The sequence below is a fragment of the Desulfacinum infernum DSM 9756 genome (genome assembly GCF_900129305.1).
Classification (GTDB): Bacteria; Desulfobacterota; Syntrophobacteria; order Syntrophobacterales; family DSM-9756; genus Desulfacinum; species Desulfacinum infernum.
Genome location: NZ_FQVB01000045.1, coordinates 21,704 through 28,370, shown reverse-complemented (window position 1 = coordinate 28,370; position 6,667 = coordinate 21,704). Strand labels below are relative to the sequence as shown.

At 57.7% G+C, this 6,667-nt stretch carries 5 protein-coding genes and 1 pseudogene; 1 reads left to right on the top strand and 5 read right to left on the bottom strand.

The window, feature by feature from the left end; genetic code table 11:
• Nucleotides 1-246 (top strand): annotated as a pseudogene (locus BUB04_RS19475) (IS1634 family transposase); the annotation flags it as partial.
• A gap of 110 nt (nucleotides 247-356) precedes the next feature.
• On the opposite strand, the gene BUB04_RS16645 reads toward BUB04_RS19475, so the two are convergent.
• From BUB04_RS16645 to BUB04_RS16625, 5 genes are all read right to left on the bottom strand, one after another.
• A complete protein-coding gene (locus BUB04_RS16645; protein ID WP_073041587.1) occupies nucleotides 357-1,367 on the bottom strand; it encodes an ABC transporter ATP-binding protein in 1,011 nt (336 codons plus the stop codon).
• Nucleotides 1,368-1,436: 69 nt separating this feature from the next.
• On the bottom strand, nucleotides 1,437-2,216 hold the full coding sequence (locus BUB04_RS16640; protein ID WP_435051099.1) for an ABC transporter permease: 780 nt from the start codon (nucleotides 2,214-2,216) through the stop codon (nucleotides 1,437-1,439).
• Between the two features lie 108 nt (nucleotides 2,217-2,324).
• Nucleotides 2,325-3,266: an ABC transporter permease gene (locus tag BUB04_RS16635; RefSeq protein WP_073041583.1), complete on the bottom strand. Its 942-nt coding sequence runs from the start codon at nucleotides 3,264-3,266 to the stop codon at nucleotides 2,325-2,327.
• A gap of 154 nt (nucleotides 3,267-3,420) precedes the next feature.
• Nucleotides 3,421-5,073: an ABC transporter substrate-binding protein gene (locus BUB04_RS16630; RefSeq protein WP_073041581.1), complete on the bottom strand. Its 1,653-nt coding sequence runs from the start codon at nucleotides 5,071-5,073 to the stop codon at nucleotides 3,421-3,423.
• Between the two features lie 245 nt (nucleotides 5,074-5,318).
• The gene (locus BUB04_RS16625; protein ID WP_073041579.1) at nucleotides 5,319-6,650 is read right to left on the bottom strand and encodes an MmgE/PrpD family protein; all 1,332 of its coding nucleotides are present in this window, start codon (nucleotides 6,648-6,650) and stop codon (nucleotides 5,319-5,321) included.
• Nucleotides 6,651-6,667 lie beyond the last annotated feature (17 nt).

The following is a 6,667-nucleotide window of genomic DNA, read 5'->3' as shown; positions in this document are numbered from 1 at the left end:
GTCCTTGCTTACCATCTGCTGTGCGTCATCCAGAGGACGCTTCGCGAAAGCGGAATTCGTCACCACTGGGCCACCTTGCGAACGCATCTGAGTGGCCAGGTGCGGGTGACCACCAGCATGGTCAATGACAAAGGGCAGGTCATTCACATACGACACACGTCCGAGCCGGAACCGGTTCACGTGAAAATTTACAATGCTCTCGGGCTGCCGGTACGACCATTAAGGAGGCTGACCACCATCGAATGAAAAATTTGTAGTGTAGAATTTGAAAACACTCTACAACAAAATCAGTAACTTACACACAAAAGTGACAAACTTGGGATAAGAGTTTTTCCATGTTTCGAGCAGGGCTGTCTTCAGACCGCTCTGCGCCGCTCAAAGAGGGGGGCTTTCTCCCGGTTGTACATGAAGCAGCGGACCTGATGCTGGTCCGTGATGTGTTCCATTTCCGGCTCTTCTTCCCGACACAAGTCCACGGCATGTCTACAACGCGGGTGAAACCGGCACCCCGAGGGAAAATGGAGGGGGTTCGGCACCATCCCTTGAATGACTTCAAGTTTACGCTTGCGCGTGTCGGTGAGACGTGGAATGGATTCCTGCAGGGCGCGGGTGTAGGGATGGGCCGGGCTGCGAAACAGGGTCCTCACATCAGCCACCTCCACGGCCTTACCGGCATAGGCGACCACCACATCGTCCGCCACTTGGGCGATCACCCCCAGGTCGTGGGTGATCATCATCACGGCCATGCCGATCTGTTCTTTGAGTTGTTGGATCAGCCGCAGAATCTGGGCCTGGATGGTTACGTCCAGTGCGGTGGTCGGTTCATCGGCAATCAGAAGCTGGGGACGGCACGCCAAGGCCATGGCGATCATGGCCCTTTGGCGCATCCCGCCGCTCAATTGGTGTGGATATTCGTCAATGCGCTTTTCCGGGGACGAGATCCCGACCAGACGGAGCATCTCCACGGCTCTGGCCCTAGATTCCTGCCGGGATACGCGCTGGTGCAGGAGAACGGCTTCCATGATCTGATTGCCGATGGTGTAGACGGGATTCAAGGAGGTCATCGGCTCCTGGAAAATCATGGAGATGTCATTGCCTCGAATCCCGCGCATCTCTTCTGGACTCTTCCTCAGCAGGTCCTCCCCGTTGAACAAGATCTCGCCTTCAATAATACGACCCGGCGGAGAGGGAATGAGGCGCATTATGGATAGGGCTGTGACGCTCTTCCCGCATCCGGATTCCCCGATCACACCCAGTGTTTTGCCGCGACCAATCAACAGGTCCATTCCGTCAACCGCCTTGGCCACACCGTCTTCCGTGTAGAAGTAGGTCTTCAGATTCTTGATTTGCAGCAGGTCGTTTCTCAATGGCGCCTCGCTTATCCATTAAGGTGAAACCCAACATATTCATGGAGTATCAAGCGGTTAGATAAACACCTAAGCACCGCGAAGGCGAGGATCGATCATGTCACGAACTCCATCGCCCAACATGTTGAAGGCAAGGATGGTGACGAGAATGCTCAAACCCGAATAGATGGAGATGCCCGGGGCATTGATGAGGACATCCACCCCTTCGCGAATCATATTCCCCCACGTGGGTGTCGGGGGCTGCACTCCCAGGCCGATGAAAGCCAGGTTCGCTTCCAGGCGGATGGCCACCCCGACCCAGAGTGTTGCGGCGACCAGGAGTTCCCCGAAAATGTTGGGCAGCACGTGCTTTCGCAGAATCCGGGGCACGCGTGCACCAATGGACTGAGCCGCCACCACATACTCACGCTCCTTGATGGACAGCAAGGAACCATGCGCCAACCGGGCGAATCGGGGCGTCATCACGATGGCGATGGTGATGATAAGATTGACCAGGTTGGCTCCCAAAACGGCCGTTACGGCAATGGCAAGGATCAAGTCGGGAAAGCACATGAGAACGTCGATGCCGCGCATGATGGTCGTTTCGATCTTCCCTCGGTAGTAGCCGGCGATCATGCCGAGCAGGGTGCCTGCCAGCAAGCCCAGAAGAACGGAGGAGATGCCGATAATGAGCGATACGCGGCTGCCCCAGATGATGCGCGAAAGGATGTCTCGCCCAAAATCGTCGGTACCCAGCCAGTGGGCCTCGCTACTGGGTGCCAGCCGCGCGTAGGAGTCTTGGGCCAGAGGGTCGTAAGGAGAAAGAACCGGGGCGAAAACGGCAACCAGGACAATGATTATGGCCACCACAGCCCCGATCAGGGCAGTGCGATTGCGCGCAAAGGCTGACCACATCTTTCGGCGTTGGGATTGCATGATCAGAGTCTCTTCCACTGCTGTAACCTCAAGATTGTGTGACTAGTCGTACTTAATACGTGGATCGATAAGCCCGTAGATAAGATCTATGGCCAGGTTGATCATGACCACGATGACGGCGTAGATAACCATAACGGACTGCAGCGTGGTGTAGTCCCGTTGTTTGATGGCGCCCACCATCAGTTTGCCCAATCCCGGGCGGGAAAAGACAATCTCCACCATGACCGAGGAGCCGATGAGAACCACCGCATACAATCCACCCAAAGTCACAATGGGGATCATGGCATTACGCAACACATGCTTATAGAGCACCACTCGTTCCGCCACTCCCTTGGCATAGGCGGTGCGCACGAAATCTTCCCGAATGGTGTCGAGAATGGAGGATCTTGTCATGCGGGTGACATAGGCCGTCATGAGCAGTCCAAGCGTCAAGCCCGGAAGGAAAAGGTGGCGCAAATTTTCCACAGGCCGCGAAAAATCACCGGCGCCGACCACGGGAAACAGCGGGAACTGAATACAAAAGAGAAGGATCAGCAGGATACCCAGATAGAACGCGGGGACGGACAAGCCCAAGAGGGAAAAGACCCGGTTGAAGTAGTCCACAAAGGTGTTGCGTTTCACCGCCGAGGAAATTCCAAGGGGGATGCCCAGCAGATAGCCGAACACGATGGCGCAAAAGGTGAGTTCCAACGTGTGGGGCAAAACCTTGACCACTTGCTGGGCTACGGGATAGCCGGTGATTGCCGAAATGCCGAGATCGCCTCGTGCCAGGCTGCCAAGGAAGCGAATGTATTGGAGCCACAGGGGGGCGTTGAGCCCCATCTTTTCCCTCAAGGCCTCCACGGCCTCCTTGCTGGCATAGTCACCGAGCGCCGCCACCGCGGGATCTCCGGGAAGAACCCGCACGACGACGAACACCAGTGTCAACACCACAAAGAGAATAGGAATACTTTGCAGGATACGGCGAACCACGTAAGTGAACATGAAATTTTCGTCCTCACGACTCGACAAAATCAGAAAAGCACCCCAAGGAGTCTTCCCGACCGGGTGGCATGCCGCCCCATCCGGCTCATTTCAGCACAGAGAGGCACCGGTATCGGCCGGCCTCCCTGGGGTGTTCTCCAGTGTTGGGTGCCGGCTAATGCGCCAGGATCCGTGTTTTTTCCGTAATTTGCGGCGAATATGTCTGCCAGCTGTATTCCAAGGGATGCCCCAAATCCACGTAGCTCTTCATGGGAAACGCGTATTTGAGTCGAATCACCGGTAGGTGACTGACATCGCTCAGCAACTGAATCTGGGCCTTACGCCACAGATCGGCCTGTTTTTGAGCGTCCAGTTCCCACCGGGCCTGTTCGATCAACTGGTCAATAGTGTCAATTGTCCCGTCGCCATCCGCGTCCACCGTGCCGTAGTGGGAGAAATTCGTGTCAGGCTTCTTGCCGCTCACCACCGTGGAATCCGAATGGAAGAATCGCGTGAGGAAAACATCCACGTTGGGCCTCCAGCAGGCGTAATAGACCAGCGGGCTGGCGTCGTCTCGGATCAATCCGTGGAAGGAAGAGTGATCCACGACCTTGAGCTTCTTCATGTTGATGCCCGCCTTCTTCACCTGCGCCTGAAGTGCCACCATGGGCTTACGATAACTGGTGGCCAATTCGCTGATGATCACCTCGGTTTCAAAGCCGTTGGGATAGCCTGCTTCGGCCAATAGCTTCTTGGCCATCTCCACGTTGTCTTCATAAACGACACCGGCTTCCTCAGCCTCTTGTTTGGTTAAGGCGCCCGGCGCCGGGGGAGCCAAGGCCCCGGAATAGATGGGTTCGGCCAGGGATTCCCCCATGAAGGCGGCCACTTCGGCTCGGGATACGGCATAGCAAAACGCCTTGCGCACTCGGATGTCGTCGAAAGGCTTCTTGGTCATATTGAAATGGAGCATCTGGACTTCGCAAGGCCCGAATGTCTGCACCTTCACATCCGGAAAGGTGGCCACCTTTTCGATCCACTTCGCCTCGTTGAGTCCCTCGATAATCTGAAGTTCCCCCGTGCGAAGGCCGAACTCTCGGGAGCTCACGTTGGGCATGTAACGTATGACCACTTTCTCCAGGATGGGTTTGCCGCGAAAGTACTTGTCGTGGCGGGCTAGAACGGTCTTTTGTTGGGGCTCGTAGTTTTCAAACCTAAACGGGCCCGTACCCACCGGGTGGGTTTTGAACCAGTCTTCCCCTTTTGTTTCCAAAGCCTTCTTGGAGACGATGAACCCGCCGGCGTAGTTGGCGAACTTTGCCAGGAAGAGGGTTTCGGAGATGGGCTTCGCGATTTGGATCTGCAGCGTATAGGGGTCCACGGCCTTCACTTGGACGCCCTCGTATTCACCCGCATAGGCTGAATGTTCCGGGTTCGCCGCGCGCTGCAGGGAATAGACCACATCCTCCGAAGTCAGTTCATAGCCCTCGGGAAATCCCGGGAAGGGGTGAAAGTAAACACCTTTGCGCAGGTGAAAGGTCCATGTCTTGCCATCCTTGGAAACTTCCCATGATTCGGCCAGGTCGGGCTCGAATCCAACCTGTCGGCCGGGCGGGTAACGCACCAATCCGTTGAACATGGAATCCACGGTGCTACGATCCACCGTGCTGGCGGCGCGATGAGGGTCGAAGGTCTTGGCGTCTCCGGCATCAAAGGCGATGGTGAGCACTTGCTCTTTGGCCAGCCCCTCCGCGTGCCCGTGTGAAGGAATCATTGGGAAACACAGAAGCAAAACCAAAAGTGTCATTGCCCGGATGGATGTTCTCATGGGAGCCCTCCCTTCTTGGATGGTTTGTGAGACCGGCAGCTAAACGTAGCGGACCTGTGTCTGATTGGAAATGGCCAGGGGGTGTTTTCGTATCACCTCCTTTCTGCTGCCCCGGGTTCGACCACGAACGGCATATCCGATGGGAACAGAAATTGAAAAAGAGCTCGTTTGAGGCTTCCACTGGAGGGCCGCAGGAAATGGGGAGAGTCCACCCATTCCGTTTCAAGAGACGAGTGGAACGAAGATCAGCAGCACTCTCTTGACAGCCTGAAGAGGAACGCGATGTCGTCGCAAGCGTCCAGGTCCCATAGACGACACAACAGATCGTTCGCCTTACCGTCTCCCAGCACCGCAGCTGACAGGGAGAGGAACTTTTCCTCCAGTTCCCGGTCGGCGGGAAGGGTGTGGGGCGGTTCCCAGGCAGGTTCCACGACGCCGGATCGGAAAACCCTTCCGTCCGTCAGCGTAATCGACACTTCCGCCAGTGTTTTCGAGGGAAAAGCGGCGTCCATCCCGGGATCGTCGATGACCTGCACCTTGCCCGCCAGGCGGATCCGTTCGGGATCCCCAAGTCCTTCGCCCAGCACCTGATCCGGCCCCACTTTCCCGTCCAGCAAGGCGGTTGCCAAAGGATAGGCCAGGTTGTACTGGGCTTCTTCCGTATTGGCAGGCATCCCGCAGCCCAGAGCCGTGGCGGCGCGGAAGGTCTTCACCTGGATGCGGGCGATGTCGCCCACGGACAGGCCGTGCCGGCGCTGCAGCAAAAGGGCTCCCCGTATGGCCGGCTGCGCCCAGCGGCAGGCCGCGTAGGGCTTGAAGTAGAGATTCAACATTTCGTATCGCCCCCCCAGTGGGGGAACCAGAACGTCACCCGTCCTATCGTCAAAAAGCGGCCGTATGCCGGTAAAGCCCCTTTCGGCCAGGATGAGCGAAGCCGCCGCCGCCATGGCTCCCCATCCGATCCCGTCCTTGGTCATGGCGGGTACATCGATGCATTTCATCATGGGGGCGATGGGGGCGTGATATTCCGCGGTGCCCAGTGCTTCCCGGATGGTCCGACGGTTCATGCCCAGGAGCTTGGCCCCCGCGGCCACCCCGGCCAACGCCCCCCAGCTTCCGGAAGCGTGGTAGGAAGGAGATGTGGCATGGCGGAGGATCCCGGCCCGGATGCCCACTTCGTAGCCCACCACCAGGGCCGTGAGGAAATCACGACCGGAACAAAGGGGGATGGTCTGCGCAAAGGTGAGAAGCACCGGCAAAATACACGCTCCGGGATGGCCTTTGACCAGGCGGTAGCCGTCGTCCATGTCCAGGGCGTTGGCGGCGAATCCGTGAGCCAGGCTGGCACCGACCGGAGAGGCACAGCGCCCGTCCACCAGAATCCGGGCGGCGGGGGTCCCCCCGAAGCAGGAAACGGCCGTGTCCGCAACAATCCGCGCCACCGGAGTGCGCATGCCGGCCAGGAGGCACCCCAGGGTGTCCAGAAGGCACCTTTTGGCCTGATGCTGGACCTCCCGCGGGAAGTCGCTCCAGTCAGCCGACTGGATGTAATCCAAAACGGCTTGTGTGTTGATCATGCCCTCACCCTTGGCTG